This is a genomic window from Mammaliicoccus vitulinus (assembly GCF_029024305.1).
Classification (GTDB): Bacteria; Bacillota; Bacilli; order Staphylococcales; family Staphylococcaceae; genus Mammaliicoccus; species Mammaliicoccus vitulinus.
In genome coordinates this window covers 1,866,216-1,885,752 of the sequence record NZ_CP118974.1, presented here as the reverse complement: position 1 = coordinate 1,885,752, position 19,537 = coordinate 1,866,216, and the positions used below count along the sequence as shown (strand labels likewise).

The 19,537-nt window shown below is 29.0% G+C and carries 18 protein-coding genes; 11 read left to right on the top strand and 7 right to left on the bottom strand.

The genetic code is table 11. The annotated features are described in order from the left end of the window. Positions 1-112: 112 nt before the first annotated feature. The 3 genes from PYW35_RS09485 to PYW35_RS09475 all read right to left on the bottom strand — a co-directional run bounded on the left by PYW35_RS09485 (position 113) and on the right by PYW35_RS09475 (position 2,466). The gene (locus PYW35_RS09485; protein WP_016911292.1) at positions 113-538 is read right to left on the bottom strand and encodes a GNAT family N-acetyltransferase; all 426 of its coding nucleotides are present in this window, start codon (positions 536-538) and stop codon (positions 113-115) included. Between the two features lie 191 nt (positions 539-729). Next, complete coding sequence (locus PYW35_RS09480) at positions 730-1,206, bottom strand: DUF2538 family protein (RefSeq protein WP_026023190.1); 477 nt, start codon at positions 1,204-1,206, stop codon at positions 730-732. A gap of 18 nt (positions 1,207-1,224) precedes the next feature. Beyond that, positions 1,225-2,466 carry an LCP family protein gene (locus PYW35_RS09475; protein WP_240594873.1) on the bottom strand — a complete coding sequence of 414 codons (1,242 nt, stop codon included), beginning with the start codon at positions 2,464-2,466 and terminating at the stop codon, positions 1,225-1,227. Positions 2,467-2,696: 230 nt separating this feature from the next. Here PYW35_RS09475 and PYW35_RS09470 point away from each other — a divergent pair, with 230 nt between their 5' ends. The 6 genes from PYW35_RS09470 (at position 2,697) to PYW35_RS09445 (ending at position 7,949) form a co-directional block, all read left to right on the top strand. Then, positions 2,697-3,545, top strand: a complete 849-nt coding sequence (locus PYW35_RS09470; RefSeq protein ID WP_016911289.1) for a WecB/TagA/CpsF family glycosyltransferase — start codon at positions 2,697-2,699, stop codon at positions 3,543-3,545. 121 nt (positions 3,546-3,666) lie between these two features. Beyond that, positions 3,667-5,040, top strand: coding sequence for an AMP-binding protein (locus tag PYW35_RS09465; RefSeq protein ID WP_204107877.1), 1,374 nt, complete (start codon positions 3,667-3,669; stop codon positions 5,038-5,040). After that, positions 5,022-6,170, top strand: a complete 1,149-nt coding sequence (locus tag PYW35_RS09460; protein WP_103323350.1) for a thiolase family protein — start codon at positions 5,022-5,024, stop codon at positions 6,168-6,170. The genes PYW35_RS09465 and PYW35_RS09460 overlap by 19 nt, the downstream gene beginning before the upstream one ends. Beyond that, positions 6,133-6,495: a hypothetical protein gene (locus PYW35_RS09455; protein ID WP_103323351.1), complete on the top strand. Its 363-nt coding sequence runs from the start codon at positions 6,133-6,135 to the stop codon at positions 6,493-6,495. Before PYW35_RS09460 ends, PYW35_RS09455 begins: the two co-directional genes overlap by 38 nt. A gap of 8 nt (positions 6,496-6,503) precedes the next feature. Beyond that, positions 6,504-6,758, top strand: a complete 255-nt coding sequence (locus PYW35_RS09450; protein WP_103323352.1) for a hypothetical protein — start codon at positions 6,504-6,506, stop codon at positions 6,756-6,758. Between the two features lie 123 nt (positions 6,759-6,881). Beyond that, on the top strand, positions 6,882-7,949 hold the full coding sequence (locus PYW35_RS09445) for an acyltransferase family protein (RefSeq protein WP_204107843.1): 1,068 nt from the start codon (positions 6,882-6,884) through the stop codon (positions 7,947-7,949). A gap of 114 nt (positions 7,950-8,063) precedes the next feature. Here the strand turns inward: PYW35_RS09445 and PYW35_RS09440 are convergent. Continuing rightward, positions 8,064-9,610, bottom strand: a protein-coding gene (locus tag PYW35_RS09440; RefSeq protein WP_103323587.1) for an IS3 family transposase whose coding sequence is annotated in 2 segments (ribosomal slippage) — positions 8,064-8,953 and positions 8,953-9,610 — 1,548 coding nt in all. Because the reading frame shifts where the segments join, the coding sequence is not laid out codon by codon here. Between the two features lie 111 nt (positions 9,611-9,721). Next, on the bottom strand, positions 9,722-10,516 hold the full coding sequence (gene tagH, locus PYW35_RS09435; protein ID WP_103323588.1) for a teichoic acids export ABC transporter ATP-binding subunit TagH: 795 nt from the start codon (positions 10,514-10,516) through the stop codon (positions 9,722-9,724). 207 nt (positions 10,517-10,723) lie between these two features. Between tagH and PYW35_RS09430 the strand changes: the two genes are divergently transcribed. From PYW35_RS09430 to PYW35_RS09415, 4 genes are all read left to right on the top strand, one after another. Continuing rightward, complete coding sequence (locus tag PYW35_RS09430) at positions 10,724-11,527, top strand: ABC transporter permease (protein WP_103323589.1); 804 nt, start codon at positions 10,724-10,726, stop codon at positions 11,525-11,527. 84 nt (positions 11,528-11,611) lie between these two features. Next, on the top strand, positions 11,612-12,667 hold the full coding sequence (locus tag PYW35_RS09425) for a CDP-glycerol glycerophosphotransferase family protein (protein WP_204107842.1): 1,056 nt from the start codon (positions 11,612-11,614) through the stop codon (positions 12,665-12,667). A 4-nt stretch (positions 12,668-12,671) separates the two neighbouring features. Next, the gene (locus tag PYW35_RS09420; RefSeq protein WP_192978023.1) at positions 12,672-13,724 is read left to right on the top strand and encodes a glycosyltransferase family 2 protein; all 1,053 of its coding nucleotides are present in this window, start codon (positions 12,672-12,674) and stop codon (positions 13,722-13,724) included. A 391-nt stretch (positions 13,725-14,115) separates the two neighbouring features. Then, the gene (locus PYW35_RS09415) at positions 14,116-16,101 is read left to right on the top strand and encodes an acyltransferase family protein (RefSeq protein WP_103323600.1); all 1,986 of its coding nucleotides are present in this window, start codon (positions 14,116-14,118) and stop codon (positions 16,099-16,101) included. A gap of 96 nt (positions 16,102-16,197) precedes the next feature. Here PYW35_RS09415 and PYW35_RS09410 read toward each other — a convergent pair whose 3' ends face one another. Further along, entirely contained in the window at positions 16,198-17,343 is a 1,146-nt protein-coding gene (locus PYW35_RS09410; protein ID WP_103323599.1) for a serine hydrolase domain-containing protein, read from the bottom strand. Positions 17,344-17,432: 89 nt separating this feature from the next. Continuing rightward, a complete protein-coding gene (gene tagD / locus PYW35_RS09405) occupies positions 17,433-17,825 on the bottom strand; it encodes a glycerol-3-phosphate cytidylyltransferase (protein ID WP_103323598.1) in 393 nt (130 codons plus the stop codon). 226 nt (positions 17,826-18,051) lie between these two features. On the opposite strand from tagD, the gene PYW35_RS09400 reads away from it, so the two are divergent. After that, positions 18,052-19,536, top strand: a complete 1,485-nt coding sequence (locus PYW35_RS09400; protein WP_204107841.1) for a CDP-glycerol glycerophosphotransferase family protein — start codon at positions 18,052-18,054, stop codon at positions 19,534-19,536. Position 19,537 lies beyond the last annotated feature (1 nt).

Genomic DNA, 19,537 nt, shown 5'->3' with positions numbered 1-19,537 from the left:
AATCTCCTTTGAATAGGTATTTTATTTAATAACAGTATAAGGCTTTTTATCTATAAAGAACGAAAATTGTTTGATTTGTAATGTAAGTTTAATATTTGAGATATATAATATTTTAGTCAAAAGATAATGTCATATGATAGTGGGGGATGTTTTCTTCTAAGAATTCTGCGCCTTCAGCTACATATCCTAATTTTTCATAAAATCCTTTTGCATGAGATTGTCCATTTAAAACAGTACCTAAATATCCATCTTCTTTAGCTTTAAGATTTATAAAATTCATCACTTTTTTGCCATACCCATATTTTCTATAGGGCTTTAACACTGCTACGCGTTCAACTTTTGCGTAGCCATTATTATATGTTCTATATCGTCCAACTGCAGCTGGTTCTGAATCATGATATAGAATGATATGTTTAGAAATATCTTCATATTCATCTATTTCAGCATCTAATGGCACACCTTGTTCTTCTACGAAAACAGTTTTTCTAATACTAAATGCATCTTGTTTTTCTATATCATTTTCAACTATTTTTATCATTGTGATACCTCCATAAAATTGATTCATTTTATTATACATTAATATGATTATTAATGGCGTAAGTAAGAATTAAACCGCTTCACATAAGTAATGAAAAGTATAAGCACAAGTGGTTTATATACGTCTCATTATAAAAAAACTGTCACAAAGCTATTTTCATAACTTTATGACAGTCTATAGTCGTGTGTATTTTAATTTTGAATGGCTTCTCTTCTAACAATTGCTGTATATTGCCAAAATAATCTAAGTTGGTGAAGGTTCCAATTTGTGATTCCCATTGTATAACCGCTTGGTGTAAATATTTGAATTTGACTTGTTTCTAATGCAGCGGCAACGAGATATTGTAAGTGGACACTTAATGATTTCATTTCTTCTGTTAGTCCTGTTTCTGTATATACCCACGAGAATGGTAGGGGATTATCGAAAATATTAATAGCATTGAATATTTCTGGTATTGCTATGATATAACATGCACCATCTACTATTGGATCATGGTTTGCTTGATTATAGTAAAGTAACAACGCTTCGTAATTTTCATGATGTTCATGATTTACATAATATAAATTTTTTCTAAAGTTAGATAAATCTCCAGAATGGATGATTTGATTTTCTAAAGCATCAAACATCGTATTGATTTGTTCATACTTTTCATAAGTTTTACGTTCAATCATATTATCCCTCCTTCACTAGTATACTTCTGGACTTGGTTGCTGTGTATTAGGATCTACGCCTTGGTTATATTGTTCAGGAGCTTGTTGTGGTGCTTCTTGTGGTATTTCCTGAGATGGCACTTCCTCTGAAGGAGCTTGTTCTACAGGAGCCTGTTCACTAGGTTGTTCTACAGGTTGTTCTACCGATTCTTCTGTATCAGGTTCTATTGCTGGCTCAACTGTTTCAGCGGAATCGTCAGAATTAGCTGGATTACCACTTTTCAGACTTTTTTTCGAAACTTCAACATAAGGCATTAAATCTCCATACGCTTGAGTCATAAGGTAATTCATCATTTCTGTTTTCTTAGTTTGTGGTAATTTTAAATCTTTTCTAAGTTTGTTAGACAACTCTAATAAGTTATCTAAATCTGGATTGAAGAAATAAACACCATTATAATTAGCATCTGTACCAGATAATTGCTCTGTTTTAATTTTGACTTTACTAGAAGAGTACGTAGTCGCTAAATTTTGAATATCTTCAAATGAGAAATTATGTTTAGCATTTTTACCTACAATTTTAACTAAATCATCTAGCTTATTAATTGAATTCGTTTTTTGTGCTTTTTTGATAATCGCTTTTATCATTTCCATTTGTCTCTTACCACGCTCTAAATCTGAATCTTGTTTTCTTGAACGTACAACGGCAAGTGCTTCATCACCAGTTAAATTCTGTTTACCTTTTTTAACTTTAATTCTGCCCTTATCTTCTGTGTTAGGTTCATTTAAGTTGAATGGAACATCATATTCAATGCCACCCAGTTCATCAACTACTTCAACAAAAGCTTCCATATTGATACGTGCATAGTAGTCAACTGGAACATTTAATGTAGATTCAACACTTTCCATTGAACCTTCTGGACCATCTATTGCATGAGCATGTGTAATCTTGTCATAGTATTTAACGGCAGGTATATAGCTTAATGTATCTCTTGGAATACTTACCATACGGATTTGCTTTTTATCTCTATTAAATGTTGTGTAAATCATTGCATCTGTACGAGATTGGTCAGCTTTTTGGCCGCCTTCACGTCTCGACTTGCTATCATCTACACCTAAGAATAGGACTGATATATGATCCAAACTCGGATCTACAGGTCTATCCCTTAAAGATGATTTGCTTTTTTTAGAATCAAGAAAAGAATCATTTATAGCACCTTTAGTTTCAAGATAAAGCATAAGACCAAATACTACGGGTAGAATCATGAGAATTATTGACATCAAAAGTAAACCGATCTTTGAGAATCTTTTCATATTTTATATTTACCCTTCTATTCGTATTGTGATTTGAAATATCTATTTTTGCATATTATACATCATATATGATTATACAAGTAAAATTCAACAATTTAAATGAATTACGTTTATGGATTAATAAATGTATAATGTAAATTTCTTGTAAAATTTATGGAAATGGTGTAAATTATAGTGAAGAATGTGAGGTGAAACAAATGGCAAAAGTACTAGAAAAAGATTTGAATAGCATAAGTGAACAAATTGAATTGAATAGAGAGAATTCGTTTGATGTCATTAAGCCACAGACAATTAATGTACTAGGTTTGCCATTTGCAAACTTAACAGCATATGAGATGGTTGAGCGAATTAAATATTTTGTCAATCAAGAAACGAATGATAATTTATTTATTGTAACTGCAAATCCCGAAATAGCACATTATGCTTATAACAATAATCATTACCAAAGACGTATTAAGCATGCAGATTATATTGTACCAGATGGTATTGGTATCGTTAAAGCAGCTAAATATTTGAATACACCTTTGAAAGAACGTATTCCTGGTATAGAGTTGATGGAAGAAATGTTGAACATTGCGAATGCTAGTAGTAAAAGAGTCTTCTTGTTAGGTTCATCTAAAGAAGGCGTGAAAGCTACTAGAAAAATTTTAGAAGCGCAATATCCTAATATCACATTCGACCATAAACATGGTTATAAGCATGTTCTGGATTATAAAGTCACTAAGAAGATTAAAAAATTCGATCCTGACTTTATTTTTGCAGCAATGGGATTTCCTAAACAAGAAGACTGGATTTACTATAACCGACATCACTTTAAACATACCGTGATGATGGGTGTAGGTGGATCATTTGATGTAATAAGCGGAAATGTTAAACGTGCACCTAAAATGTTTATTAAACTTAACTTAGAATGGTTATATAGAATTATAACAGATTTAAAACGTGTTAATCGTGCATTTAAGATTCCAATGTTTTTAAAAGAAGTACAGTTTCAAAAATCAAGCAGACCTAAAAAGAATAAATATGATTATATGAAAAATAGATAATTTTTAATAGAGCATCTTGTTATTGTGGGCTATGGCTTACATCAACAAGATGCTTTTTTATTAATTGTATTGTTAACTAAATGATATGATAGAGTTAACAATAAAAGTAGGTGAACAATTTATGAAAATATTAGATTTAATTAAAGAACAAGTAAGTTTAAAACAAACAGAGAACGCAATTTTTATAGAAGACGAGTCAATCTCATATAAAGAATTGTGGGAGGAATCTGAAATTTTAGCGAATAAGTTAAGTTATTATCCTGAGAAAGTGATGATAGGTATTGCGATTCATCATCCACTACAATTTATAAAATGGTATATTGCGGCATTAATGAATAAGCAAATTCCATGTGTAGTCGATGCTAATCTAACAAATGAAAAATTAAATGAATTGGCACATATTTATAGTATACAAGTATTTGTAAATGATGCTAATGACATCACATATATGAAACATTCTAAACTAAATAATGTTCCTGATGACATTTTACATATCGGTTTTACTTCAGGTACTACAGGTACTCCAAAAGCTTATATGCGTAATCATGATTCTTGGATCAAGTCTTTTGAGTATAATGAACAGTTAATGAACGCTTATAGCCAAATTATAGTAGCGCCTGGTCCTCATGCGCATTCTTTATCTTTGTATGCTCTCATTTTTGCTTTAAGTAGCGGGCGAGGATTTATAGGTCAACGTAATTTTAATGCGCAATCACTTGAAAAAGTGATGAACAATATCAACCAGCCTAAAACACTGTTTATTGTGCCGACGATATTATATAGTTTGATAAATTATAAAGTGAATTTAAACAATGTTAATAGCATATTCTCATCAGGTGCCAAATTATCTCCTAATATATTTCAAAAATTTAAAAATCAATATCCATATATAGATATTATTGAATTTTTTGGTAGTTCAGAAGCGAGCTTTATTAGCTATAATATTAATGGAGATGCACCATGTGGTTCAGTTGGTAAACTATTTCCAAGTGTTAAAGTTAAAATAGAAGACCAAGATAAAGACAATGTTGGAAGATTGTATGTTAAAAGTGACATGACCTTCAGTGGTTATTTAAATGAGGAAATGAGAGAAGATTGGATTAAAATAGGTGATTGGGCTTCCATCACAGAACAAAATGAATTGTATTTATATGGTAGAGAAAGTGACCGATTAATTATAGGCGGCAAAAACATTTATCCTGAAATCATTGAACAAAATCTGTTGAAATGTGATGAAATTGAAGAGTTGATCATCATAAGTGAAAAACATGAAAAATTTGGTGAAATAGCTGTCTTAATTTACAAAGGACAAGTAGAACTAACGTATTTAAAAGTCAAAAATTTCTTGTTGAATTGTGGTTTAAGTCGTTATGAAATACCATCTAAATTAATAAAAGTTAACAAAATGTTATATACATCTAGTGGAAAGATAGCTAGGCATAAGATGAAATCTACATACGATTTAGGAGGAGAACGATGGAACCAGTTATTGTAGCTGCAAAAAGAACACCATTTGGTAAATATGGTGGGATATTTAAACATTTAGAACCTGAAATGTTATTAAATCCTTTATATGAATATTTATTGAATGAACATAGTGATGCTTTAGAAAATTTATCAGAAGTCGTGTTAGGGAATGTCGTAGGAAATGGTGGAAATATAGCAAGAAAGTCATTGTTAGAAGCTAAATTATCCAAACATATACCTGGTGTAACAATTGATAGACAGTGCGGTTCTGGACTTGAAGCTGTTACGTATGCTTGCAGAATGATACAAGCAAACGCTGGAGAGATCTATATTGCAGGTGGTGTAGAAAGTACGAGCAGATCACCATGGAAAATAAAAAGACCACAGTCAGTTTATGAATCCGATGTTCCAAACTTTTTTGAAAGGGCTTCTTTTGCACCTGATGGAGAAGATCCATCAATGATTGAAGCGGCTGAAAATGTTGCTCAAGTTTATCAAGTTTCAAGAGAAGCTCAAGATGAGTTTGCATATTCTAGTCATCAAAAAACGATAGCTGCTATAGAACAAGGGCATATATCTCATGAAATATTACCAGTTAAAGTGAGGAATGAGTGGATTGATCGTGATGAAAGCATTAAACCAAGGTTGAATTTAAAGACATTGTCTCGCTTAAAGCCATTAATTAAAGATGGCACTGTGACTGTCGGTAATAGTTGTATGAAAAATGATGGTGCAGTTTTACTTTTGATTATGAGTAAAGAAAAAGCCGTTTCATTAGGATATCATGAAGGTTTAGAATTTGTAGATAGTGTTGTGAAAGGTGTAGATCCAAATATATTAGGTATCGGTCCTGTGCCCGCAATTGAGCAATTGTTAAAAAAGCGTGATTTAAGTATTAACCAAATTGATGGTATTGAATTTAACGAAGCGTTCAGCTCACAAGTATTAGCATCTAAAGAGATGTTAAACATCCCTGATGATAAGTTTAATATTTATGGAGGTGCATTAGCTATAGGCCATCCATACAGTGCAAGTGGCGCTCAGCTTATAACGCGATTATTTCATATGAAGCATATCGACACATCGATTGCTACAATGGGAATAGGAGGAGGAATGGGGCATGCAGCACTATTCAAAAGATGGAATGGAAGTCATTAATATACTTTTTAATAAAGAAGAAGTAGATGCATATAAAACAATCGTGCAAACTAATGATCAATCTGAATTTATTCCTCTTCTATTTTTAGCAAGTGTATGGTCGAAATTTCAAATATTCGAGCATTTTCTCAAAAAAGAAATATATTTAAGAGAAACTTCTGTCGATAAGTTAAAAGATTTAAGTGTAGATACAATGTACGAAGCGGTTTTAAGAAAAGAAAAACAATATAAAATAAAATCATACAATGTTTATCAATTTAGCCTAACAATAAAAAAAGATTTGATAACATATGTAACAATTAAACAAATGTTTATAGAAAAGTGAGGTAAGGTATGAAATTCGATAAAGAAGTCGTTGAAACATACTTGAAAATAATTAATGACAATAATCCTATTCATAGTGAAATTGTACCAGGCCAGCTCATATGTGAATGGTTATTAAATGAAGTTAGCTGGCGAAAATATACAGTGCAATATAAGAAACCCATATATATAAACGAATTTTTGAAAAAAGAAATTACGAAAGACAAGATATACTGTACCAATGAACATGGAATCGTGAAAATAGTAGTAAAAAATTGTGAGTAAAAAAGAGTCACTCAATAAATGAACAAATGTTTAATAATAAATAGTGATATTGATTTATTTTACAATCTAATTAAAATCATGTACTCTTTTTTAAGTAACAAAAATATGTTAGATGGAGTACTTATGAATAGAAAACATGAAATTACATATGCTAGGGCAATATTTTGTTTAATTATTGTAGCAGTTCATATATTGTCCAATTATTTAAGAGATGTAGAATTACAAGATAGTAACAGAATGATTGTATTGTCATTTCAAATCTTAATACTTTTTGCTACACCATGCTTTATCATATTGTCAGAGTCATTAATATCAATGGTATATAAAGATAAATTACCTCAGAATTTTTTATTGAAAAGATTCAAGTATATTATGATTCCGTATTTCTTAATAGGTTCATTTTATATTTATACTAAGTACGAAGTTGAGGGTAATAAAGAAACATATTGGCAATTATATAAAGATCAATTATTAATTGGAAATTGGTATGGTTGGTTTGTAATCGTCATATTCCAATTTTACATTTTACACATGTTGTTCCATAAAGCGTTAAGTAAATCAAACCCATTTATTATACTAATGATTAGTTTTGTTATTAGTTTTACACATTCGTTTTTAATGTACGATAATGAGACATATATTCATTGGTGGAACGAGTATTATCCATTATTTCATAGAACATCAATCTTATATTGGTTATTCTATTTTATATTTGGGTTCTATTTAGGAAGATATTATAATGAAGTGCTCGCTTTTATAGAGAAAAGATATATTTGGTTAGTAAGTAGTCTTGCCGTTGTTATCATGTCGATTATTTATTCCATATATCAAAATGATGTTACAGTAGTTCAATCTAATAGATATGATATTCTTTTATATTCAGTATTAGCATTCTTATTTATATTATTAATTGCTAAAAAGTTAGCGAAATTTGATATTAGTTTCTTATACTTTATAGGTGAAATATCATTCTTTATTTATTTAACACATAAAATAATGGTTTATTATATGGCAAAGTATACGTTCCACTTTATAGATCAATTCTTCATTTATAATATAGCGACGTATTTATTCGCATTATCATTAAGTGTAGGGCTTGCAGTAATACTTTCATTTTTACCTTTTTCTAGATTTTTAATAGGTAGAAATTCCATTAATTCTATGATTAAAGGTAATTACAATATGCGCTAGCAAGTAGAATTTAAAATAGAAAATAATAAAAGCACGACACGTAGACTGACTGAACTGTACCCTGTCAAGTAGACAACTAAATAATAAAAATGTCATTTTTGGTCGAATTCATAGCTAAGCTATAGATTCGGCCATTTTTAATGTAATTCGATTAGTATTATAGAAACGAATGTATTTTGTTATTTCAATCACTGCTTGTTCATAATTTATAAAAGAAAAATTCTTTTTTCCTTTATAGATTTCACTTTTCATCATTCCCCATCCTGATTCCATTGGACCATTATCAATACAACAACCTACACGCGACATACTTTGAATCATGTTATGATTTCTTAATTTTGCTTTGAATCTTCTAGAAGTATATTGAAAACCTCTATCACTATGAAATATAATACCCTTGGTATTTTTCACTTGTTTAACAGCTTTATCAAATGTATTAAATACTAATTGGTTATTATTTGTACTACTCAATTCATAGCTTAAAATTTTTTTGCTACCTAAATCATATATAGCACTTAAGTATATTTTCTTACCATTCTTTAATTTGAATTCAGTCACATCAGTTAACCATTTTTTATTTTTCTCAACTTCATTAAATGATCTATTTAAAATATTTTGTGCAGTTACTTCAGGAGTAAAAGAGTTATATCGCTTGGCTTTGCGACATATAATAGCTTTTAATTTTAATTGCTTCATTAATCTATATACTCGCTTATGATTTACACGTTTATTTAATTTAAGACGAATATAGATGTAAATGCGTCTATAACCATAAATACCTTGATATTGATGATAGATATCGTTGATATCTTCCATTAATGCATTGTTTTCAAGCTCTCTCTTAGATTGTTTTCTGTTTGTCCATTTATAATAACTTGATCTATTTATTCCTAAAACACTACATAACCACTTAATTGGGTATTTATTTTTTAGCGCTTTGATCGTTTTGTACGACGCGATTTGTTTACTTTTTGATTCATCATCTCTCTTTCGAATTCTCTCCGCTTTTTTAAAACCTCGTTCTCCATTTCTAAATATTTATTTCGTTCTTTTAATGCTTTAATTTCAGCATCTTTTATTTCTTCTTCTGTCATTATGGATTGAGGTTTCCCTTTGCCTCTTCCATCTTCTAAACCAGCATTACCATGAGCTTTATATTTTTTTACCCAATTATAAACTTGGCCATAAGTCACTGAGTATTTTTCAGCGATTGTTTTATAATCACTATTATTTTCTATGTAATCTTTAACTATTTTAATACGTTCTTCTAAACTCGTTTTTCTCGCTTTCATCGTATACACCTCGGGTTTTGGAGAATATGTTTTGTTCTCTTTACCCATAGTATAACGTTTTATCCAATTACGAATAGTAGTATGTGAAGAAATATTATATTTAATAGCCAACTGTGTTAAAGATAAATCCTCATTAAAATACTCATTAACAATTTGTAATTTAAAAGATGATGAATATGAGTTATTTTTTGTTTTAGGTAACAATCCATTAATGCCATATAATTTATACCTATGATATTTTTCCCCTAATCTACCATGAGTAATATTTAATGATAACATCTCAATCACGTTTAAAAAGCTATATCCTTCCTCATATAATTCAAAAGCTTTCAATAAGATATTGATATCTACTTTCATTTTTCTAGTCATAATAAAACTCCCTGTTAAGTTTTCACTATTTACGTGACTACTTAACAGGGAGCATATCAGACCTCTACATGTCGTGCTTTTATTTTATAATATTGTTAATTTAAGTGCTTGTTACTTAATATAAAATCGAGTGGCATCTAATTCATCTTTAAACGCTTTTTTATCTTTAGCAGACTTTTTATTAAATGCTTTTAAGAATGATTCATATTTCGGTAATATTTCTTCAGTAGAACCAAATTCTTTTAGCTTTCCGCCTTCAATCCAAGCTATTTTAGTACAAAAATCTTTAACTTGACCGATGTTATGGCTGACAAAGAATATTGTTTTTCCTGCTTCTTTAAATTGATTCATTTTATCTAAACTTTTTTTAGTGAAAGTTTGATCGCCTACAGATAAGGCTTCATCAATAACTAGGATATCCGGATTTACAGTTACATTAATTGCAAAGCCTAATTTCGATTTCATACCACTAGAATATTTTTTAACTGGTTGATATATGAATTCTCCTAACTCTGAGAATTCTATAATTTCAGGTGTTAGTTCTTTAATTTGTTTTTTTGAAAAGCCAAGTAATAGCATTTTATATTCAATATTATCTACACCATTTAATTGTGTATTTAATCCAGAATTTATTGCTATAACATTCACATCACCATGACGTTCTATTTCGCCACCTGTAGGTTGCAGCGATCCACCTATAATATTACTTAAAGTTGATTTACCAGAACCATTTATACCTACCAAACCAATAATGTCACCTTCATATGCAGTGAAAGTAATATCTTGTAGGGCAAAAAATCGTTTAGACTGATGTTTCGGTAAAAATACATCCTTTAATCTTTCTTTATTGTTACGGAAAATTTTATATTCTTTTGTTAGATTATTAATGATAACTGTTTCATTCATATGTACTTCATTCCTTATAATTATTAACAAGTCTATTATGCATTATTTTACGAGTTAAGTAAATTTATTGTAAATTCTGTTGGAATCATGTAAATTAAATATGTTCTGTAATTAAGAGATAAACCTAAAGATAAATATATCATCTAACGTCAATTGATGCTATATTATTGATTAAGTTATAAATGTCTAAGCGAGAGAGTGATATTCATGCATGCTGTGTTTACGGTGATAAAAGAGCACGTTAAAAACTTTTATTTAATACAAAGATTAGCGCAATTCCAATTAAAAATTTCCAATCATGATAACTATCTTGGACTAGTGTGGGAATTAATTAATCCTGTCCTACAAATATTTGTTTATTGGTTTGCATTTGGATTTGGTATTCGACAGAATGGTCCAGTTGATGGTGTACCATTTATATTATATTTATTAGTCGGTATTAGTATGTGGTTCTTCGTGAACCAAGGCATACTTGAAGGAACTAAGTCTATCGGTACTAAATTCAATCAAGTAGCAAAAATGAACTTTCCGTTATCAGCAATTCCGGCATATATTTTAACAAGTAAATTTTATGGTCATATAATCTTAGTTGCTGTAATAGTCTTACTTTGTATTCCAGCGGGAATAGTTCCTTCTATATACATTTTACAACTATTTATATATTTACCTTTAGTTTATTTATTTGCATTTTCAGTATCATTGCTGACGTCAACATTAGGTGTGCTTATACGTGATACTCAAATGGCGATGCAAGCTATATTAAGAATGTTATTCTATATGTCACCGATATTATGGATACCAGATAAAGGGTCTGTTATCGAAATGATTATGAAATTAAACCCAGTATTTTTCTTTGCTGAAGGCTATAGAGCTGCAATTCTTTATGATAATTGGTACTTAATAGAGCATTGGCAACTAGCACTTTATAACATATGTGTTACGATATTATTCTTTGTTGTAGGTGCAATTTTACACATTAAATTCAGACAAAGGTTTGCTGATTTTATTTAAAATATTAATAATTAAAATAAGGATTGCTCATAAGAGTAATCCTTATTTTATAAAGTAACTTAATAAATGTTAGGAAGTGTCAACGTGATTAGAAGTGTGATTAAACAAATTTATCTTTCAGCATTACTTATATTTAATCGATTTTTTAAACATAATATAAAAAGTAGAAATGCTGTCGTGTTTATGACATTTAAAGAAGACGTGCTACCAATAATTGAAGCATTAAAAAATGAAAATTATCATATTACTATAATTGCCCATCCACAATGGATAGAATTTGCAAATAACTTAGAAGTTGATAAAGTGATAAACTTAAGAAACAAATATGTATTGCAACAATTAAAGGCTATTAAAAATAGTAAGACGATTATTATCGATACATATTATTTATTACTAGGCAGTATAAGTAAATCAGCTGAACAAAATGTTTTTCAAACTTGGCATGCTGCTGGAGCATTGAAAAAATTTGGGCTTGAAGATAATAGTATTAATAAAAATAATAAGCAGTTAATTAAAAATTATTTGGCGGTTTATCATTTTACTGATTATTATCTTGTAAGTTCAGACATTATGAAAGAAGTGTTTATAAAAAGTTTAGATGCTAAAGCAGAACAGATGTTACCATTTGGATTACCAAGATTAGATCACTATAAAAATAAACATATAAGTCATGAGCATTCTAAAAAAATGGCTTTATATGCGCCAACATATAGAGACTATACGACTGACATCCATACAATAGATAAAAATGAATTTGAACAGATGTGTCCTAACTATGAACTTATAACTAAATTACATCCGAGCATTAAAAACTATGATTCAGACGAAAGAGATATACAAGAATTGGTTGAAATGGCAGATGTTATTATTACAGATTATAGTTCACTAAGTATTGAAGCTTCTATATTAAATAAACCGATTGTATTTTATTGTTATGATGAAGAAAAGTATGATGAAATGAGAGGTTTAAATAAACATTATTATGAAATGACAAAAGAGAATAAAGCATATGATCTAGACACACTTTATAAACTGGTCAATCAAAGTAAGCTTAATAATGAAATTAAACCGATGTGGCATCAATATACGAACTTTGATGCTACAAAAAAACTAATTGATTTTATAAACAAAGGAGCTTAACCCTATGGAAGTAAGTGTCATTATACCCATTTATAACGCCGAAAAAACAATAGAAGAAACAATTCATTCTATAAAAAGTAACTATGAACATGAAATCATTTGTATTAATGATGGCTCTAAAGACAAAAGTGCAGATATTATTAGTAAAATAGATAATCCTAATATCATTTTAGTAAACAGAGAGAATAAAGGCGCAGCAGCAACGAGAAATGAAGGGATTAGCATTGCTAAAGGCAAGTACATTATGTTTTGTGACGCTGATGATAAATTAGGCGATGGAATAATTGATAAAATGGTAGGTGCGATAAAAGAAAACAACACAGATATAGTTGTAGGGAAAGTATTACATTTAATTGGTGAAGAAGTTCGACCAATTAAAACTTATAACGAACTATCAGCTATCGAACATACTTCATTAAATAGGACACCTGAGATTACTCAGTCAATAGGACCATATGGTAAATTATATAAAAATGAAATTATAAGAGATATTAGATTTGATGAAGATATAACTTTTTGTGAGGAACATACATTTAATTTAAAAGCGTGGTCAAACAGTAAAATTACAATAATAGACGACCAAGCATATTTATATAATATTGGTATTGAAGATTCGATTGTTGCAACAAGCTATAAACATATTGAAAAGTATTTAAATGATGCAACAGAAGTAAGAAAGAGAACTTTGGATATTTTGAGTGGTTTAAAAGAAAAGGTGAGTAATTATTATAGCTATAGAATGGACTATTTAATAATTTACTTTTTAATCCGCAATAATTTCATGAAAGTAGACGATCTAAATCATTTATTAAATCCAGCCGTCAATTATTTGAATGTTGTTGAGACGATTGAAACGGATAGTGTTCATGACTTAAAAGAATTGGTTTTAACAATTTCTACTGGTGCTCATTACAATAAGTATGTAGAAGTATCGAAAGGCTTGAAAGTAGACTTTGACAAGAAAACTTATAGAAATTACCAAATGAAACTTTTAAAACTTAAAACGAAAATGAATTTAAGAAATATAAGAAATAAAAGTAAAAAAATAGCTCATTAAAAGTTAAAAAAACGAGAGTGGAACATAAATGTCCTAAAATATAATAATTATGTAAAGTGCATGCTTGCCTGGGCGTCAGCACTTTACATAATCAGAAATATAAAATCACCCAATCCGAAAATGATTCCACCGGATTGGGTGATTTATTTTGAGTTAGGAATTATGTCCCAGACTAATCGTAGGAAAGAGCGGGAGAGGGTTAGGTTATGAGTAGCCTTCTTTATAACAAATGTAAAAAAATGTTAATAGATGTTTATTATATAATTATTGTATATCTTAGTTTTTTGATATTTACATAAAATAAATATTTCTTTAACATGCTTTACATCGGTTAATTGTTTGATATAATTTATAATTGCATAATAAACAATTATTGAGATGGAGTCTAAAAATGAATAAAAATATGATTAGTATAGAAAGAAAATTTCGTCCCGAAATAGAAGGATTACGTATTATAGCAGCGTTATTAGTAGCTATTTATCACATTTGGTTTGGTAAAGTATCTGGTGGAGTTGATGTTTTCTTCGTGGTATCTGGATTTTTAATCACGACATCTATCATATCCACTATTAACAAAACTGGGGAATTTAAGTTTTGGCCATACATATCTAAGTTAATGAAGAGGTTATTCCCTCTGGCATTTATAATAATATTAGTCATACTAATATTAAGTATTTTCTTCCTTCCATCGACAATTTTTGATAAAACAATTAAAGAAGTAATTTCATCGATGTTCTATTATCAAAATTGGCAATTAGCTATAAGTAATACAGATTACTTAGATGCTAATCAAATGAAGAGTCCTCTTGAACATTATTGGGCAATGTCTATTCAAGGGCAATTTTACATTATCTGGTTCCTATTATTTACGGGAATTTTGTTCTTAATTAAAAAGTATAATTTATCGAATGGTAAAAGACTGGTAAACGTAGTTTTAGGAGTTATATTCGTTGCGTCATTTGCGTATTCTGTTTATTTAACTGAAGTTAACCAACCATTAGCTTATTTTATTACTTTTACGAGAGTATGGGAGTTTGCATTAGGCGGTTTACTTTGTATTAATTTAAGCCGAATTAAAATATCGAATTTTGCTGCTGAAATAATAGGATGGATTGGTCTAATTGGATTGATTTTAACAGGTGCATTATTTGATGTATCCACAATGTTCCCAGGATATATAGCGTTATGGCCGATGACTTGTGCATTACTTATCATTTTATCTGGAAATAAGGAGACAAAGTATGGTGTTAAAAACTTCTTATCTATGCCAATCATGATAAAATTAGGTGGCGTTTCATTCGGTATTTATTTATGGCACTGGGTTTTACTATCTTTCTATAAATATAATATATCTGAAACACCAGGTATTATTTCAGGTGTACTTATAATTGCGTTGTCAATTGTACTATCATTTATTACTACTAAATATGTTGAAGCACCAATTAGAAATGCGGAATTTAATAAAGTTGCATTTAAGAAAATTGGTATTATTGCACTTGCAAATATTATATTGATTGCTGCTTTATTTTCATATAATGCGTACGTCAAAATGTCAGATGATAAAGAACTTGCGAGCAAAGATTATCCTGGAGCTTTAGCAGCAATTTCTAAAGGTAAAATAAAAGAAAATGATCCAAAACCTGAATTCGCAAACGTATTTGATGATCTTCCTGAATCACATTTAGATGATACGAACCAAGGTTTGAAAAAATCTGATTTAAAAATAGGTACTTACGGAAAGAAAAAGAATTATAAAGCAACAATAGCATTAGTAGGTAGTTCACATTCAGAACATTGGTTAGGAGCAGTTATAGAAGCTGCTAAAGAGAATGACTATAGAGTTATTAATATAACAAGATCAGGAACAAGATTCTCTACTGGATATGAAGATGATTCATTAAAAGGACAATGGGTAAAAAATGTAGAAAACTATTTGAAAAAATCAAATGATATTGATTTAGTTTTATCACATGTCACGGCAGCAGATTCTAATAGTGACAAAATTCAACAACAAATGGTTGATGAATTATTAAAAGTTAAGACTGATTATGATATCAATGTCATGGCAATAAGAGATATACCAAGATATGAATTCAGTGTATCTGAAGAACTAGAGAAGTCTGGTGAAAAAGAAACTATTAAATTGATGAATAAAGCTAATAACCAACAAGATGAATCATATTGGAAAAAATTAGCTAAAACCAATAAAGACTTACCAAAATTCGATCCTACTGAATACTTTAAAGTTAACGGTGAATATAGACCAACAATAGGTAATATTGTTGTATATAGAGATATGGACCATATGACCAATACTTATTCAGAATCATTTGGACCAATCTTAAGTAAAGAAATTAAAGATGTAGTGAAAAAATAAAAGAACGATTCGTATAAATATAGCCTCACTACAATAAAAAAGAGCGGTTATAACATAAAAAACTAGAGACAATCACTATGATTGTCTCTAGTTTTTTTATGTTAATTGTTGCTTAAGTATATTTATATATATATATTTTAATGATTTTTCAGTTTCTTGCTGATAAGGTTCGCTTAGCTTATTGCTTGCTATAGATACAATGTATCGATTATTTGAGTAAGAAATAATATCATTTTGATAAAATACACCTCTATATCTCTGATAATTTAAATAACTATAAAAGCCATATCTATAGCTACTTGGATAGATATTATTATTACCAGCTGATAGCAAGTTTGCAGTTGATGAACTAGAAAGCATTTGTCCTGATTTAAATTTATTGATGAGTTTAGCCATATCATCTGTAGAGATATAAATATTCCCGGCTCCATCATATTTATCTAAATTCTTTGGTTGAGTATATATGTACTGGTTCTTGATAGATTTATATCCATTAACCATATATTTACTATGTTTAGCTGATGTATATCTAGCCGTATATTTTAAATGGGCCTTCTTAATAATCAGTTCATTAAGGTTTTCTTCAAACGATTTTTTAGTAGCGTTTTCTATTACCTTAGCTATTGTTATATAATTGACATCATTATAGTTATATTGATGATAACGATTAAGTACAACGCCCCTTAATTTAATACTTTCAATAGCGCCATCTAAACCATAGTAGTATGGAATTAAATTAGTTTTAGCTAAACCACTACGGTGTAACATTAAATCTTTAATAGTTATTGGGTATTTATTTTGAAAGTTAGGTATGTACTTATTTACATTATCATTTAAATTGATTATTCCTTTTTCTTCTAATTGTCTTAACATTAAACCAGTTATGAATTTATTAGCAGAACCTATTAAATACATTGACTTAGAGTCATTTTTTATGCCATTTTCAAAATCTCTATACCCATAGCTATTGCTCATAACTAACTTATTATCTTTATATACTGTGATATTTCCATTGAAATTTCTTTTTTTTAAATATCGATCAATATCTTTGTATTTAGAAAAAGATTTTGTATTTGGTTTATCAATATCTTGCTTATTTTTAGGCTTTTGGCCTTTATAAGACTGCTTGTTTTCTTTTGTTATAGTATCTTTCTTATCATGCAAATTTTTAAGCTGTGCTATACCAAATATAATGACAAATACTACTAAAATACATATCAAATATTTATATGATCTTTTCATCTATCTCTCCTAATATTTTTTACTCTATATTACCATAATTGCTAAAAAATGACATTTATTGTTATAAAAAAAGAACACAGTCAAGTGTTCTATTCGTTACCATATAATTCTTTTTTAATTTGAGTTGTTGAGATGCCTTCAGTTCTTTTAAGGTAAATCACTTCACAATGATCTTTTAAGAAGTCAAATTCACCTTCCCAGTCATGTCCCATTAAGAATGTATCAACTTTGTAATTTAAAACGTCATCTGTTTTTTGTTCCCAGTTGTTTTCAGGTATTACAAGGTCTACATATCGTATAGACTCTAACATCATTTTTCTTTGTTCATAATTATAATATGATTTTTTATTTTTCAGCTTATTAAATTCATCCGTCGAAAGTGCAACGATTAAATAGTCACCATGCTGTTTCGCTCTTCTTAAAAGCTCAATATGACCATAATGTAGTAAATCATAAGTTCCATAAGTAATTACTCTACGCATTTTTTTCACCCCATTATTTTATATAGTTAAGCTTAATATATATATATATTAATGTAAACTATTTGTCTACTTAGTAAAGGTATTATTAAGTTGTTTTGAAGTAATTAATCTCATTAAATAACATTTTGCATCGTGATGAAAGGACATCAGTTTAAATTTATAAATCATTAGTGTATTATAATAGAATATGTTAATTTTGTGTAAATCATGATTTAGAGGAGCATTTATGAAAGAAAAATTATTTTTAATGACTGAAGATTCATTCAATAGTACAGTTGCATTTTATAGTAATAAGGAACAGATTGATTCAACATCAAAAGAAAAATTATTTTATTATTTTAATAAAGTATTCAATCCTCTATTTCCTTATAAGTTTGATTTTATACTCGAAAACAGGTGTGAATTATCAATTTTATTGAAAAGAATCGATTATAAATCGCCGAAAAAAAGTATATTTAAAAATTTAGAGATTAAAGCTATGAAAAAAGGAAATTATAAATATAGCTACATGATTTCACAATTTAGAAAATTGTTAAGTACTGTTAGATCAGCACAGTATTCAACGAAAATCTTTTCGGAAAAAATTGATAATATAATAATATATGAATCATTCAATGGTAAATCTTTTTCTGATTCACCTAGAATGCTCTATTTTTATTTGAGCAAAGCATTGCCTGAATATAAACATGTAGTCGTATCGGATAATGATACGTTAGATGAACAACTTGCTCATTTAAATATTGAAACAGTGAAAAAAAATACTAAGACATACTTTGAATTATACAATAATGCTAAGGTATGGATCGTTAATACAAGGTTATCACCACAAATAAAGAAAAAATCCAATCAACTTTATATACAAACATGGCATGGAACACCTTTGAAGAAACTTGCTAATGACCAAACTGTTATTTCAATTCCTGATGTTACTTTAGAAGAATATCTTTATGGTTTTAACAAAGAAACGAGTAGATGGGATAGTTTATTGTCACCAAGTGAGGTGGCTACAGAGAGGTTTCAATCAGCTTTCAATCTTGAAAATGATCAAATTTTGACATTAGGTTATCCTAGAAATGATGATTTGATAAATTTGAATAATGCGGACTACGCTTATCAATTGAAACAAAAATATAATATTCCGACAAATAAAAAAGTAGTTTTATATGCTCCGACATGGAGAGATAACGATCGTGTCGATATTGGTCAATATAATCTTAAATTACAAATAGATTTAGAAGATTTTAATAAGCAATTAGGTAATGAATATGTCTTAGCGATTAGAGCCCATTACTTAGTTTCAGAACATTTAAACCTTGATCGTTATGATAATATATATGATTTATCAAAGGCGAATGATGTAAATGAGCTATTCTTAATGAGTGATACATTGATTACAGATTATTCATCTGTATATTTTGATTATGCGAATTTACATAGACCTATTTTATTTTTTGCGTATGATAAAGATGCTTATGCAAATGATATTAGAGGATTTTATTTACCTTATGAAGAAGAGTTGCCAGGGCCGATTTTTAAAACAAGTGAAGATTTAATTGCCCATATAAAATCGGGGGAATATGAAAAAATCCCACATTCTGAAGAATACAAAGCATTCACTCATAAATATAATTATCTTGATGACGGAGAAGCAACTAAAAGAGTAGGCGAATATATTATGAGCACTCTAATTAAAGAAAAGGAGTTTCAATAAA

Excerpts from the sequence above, each read along its gene's own strand:
- PYW35_RS09430 (WP_103323589.1), top strand. The coding sequence starts at position 10,724 with ATGCATGCTGTGTTTACGGTGATAAAAGAGCACGTTAAAAACTTTTAT.
- PYW35_RS09485 (WP_016911292.1), bottom strand. The coding sequence starts at position 538 with ATGATAAAAATAGTTGAAAATGATATAGAAAAACAAGATGCATTTAGT.
- PYW35_RS09470 (WP_016911289.1), top strand. The coding sequence starts at position 2,697 with ATGGCAAAAGTACTAGAAAAAGATTTGAATAGCATAAGTGAACAAATT.
- PYW35_RS09450 (WP_103323352.1), top strand. The coding sequence starts at position 6,504 with ATGAAATTCGATAAAGAAGTCGTTGAAACATACTTGAAAATAATTAAT.
- PYW35_RS09475 (WP_240594873.1), bottom strand. The coding sequence starts at position 2,466 with ATGTCAATAATTCTCATGATTCTACCCGTAGTATTTGGTCTTATGCTT.
- PYW35_RS09420 (WP_192978023.1), top strand. The coding sequence starts at position 12,672 with ATGGAAGTAAGTGTCATTATACCCATTTATAACGCCGAAAAAACAATA.
- PYW35_RS09455 (WP_103323351.1), top strand. The coding sequence starts at position 6,133 with ATGCAGCACTATTCAAAAGATGGAATGGAAGTCATTAATATACTTTTT.
- PYW35_RS09465 (WP_204107877.1), top strand. The coding sequence starts at position 3,667 with ATGAAAATATTAGATTTAATTAAAGAACAAGTAAGTTTAAAACAAACA.
- PYW35_RS09445 (WP_204107843.1), top strand. The coding sequence starts at position 6,882 with ATGAATAGAAAACATGAAATTACATATGCTAGGGCAATATTTTGTTTA.
- PYW35_RS09410 (WP_103323599.1), bottom strand. The coding sequence starts at position 17,343 with ATGAAAAGATCATATAAATATTTGATATGTATTTTAGTAGTATTTGTC.
- PYW35_RS09460 (WP_103323350.1), top strand. The coding sequence starts at position 5,022 with ATGGAACCAGTTATTGTAGCTGCAAAAAGAACACCATTTGGTAAATAT.
- tagD (WP_103323598.1), bottom strand. The coding sequence starts at position 17,825 with ATGCGTAGAGTAATTACTTATGGAACTTATGATTTACTACATTATGGT.
- PYW35_RS09400 (WP_204107841.1), top strand. The coding sequence starts at position 18,052 with ATGAAAGAAAAATTATTTTTAATGACTGAAGATTCATTCAATAGTACA.
- PYW35_RS09415 (WP_103323600.1), top strand. The coding sequence starts at position 14,116 with ATGAATAAAAATATGATTAGTATAGAAAGAAAATTTCGTCCCGAAATA.
- tagH (WP_103323588.1), bottom strand. The coding sequence starts at position 10,516 with ATGAATGAAACAGTTATCATTAATAATCTAACAAAAGAATATAAAATT.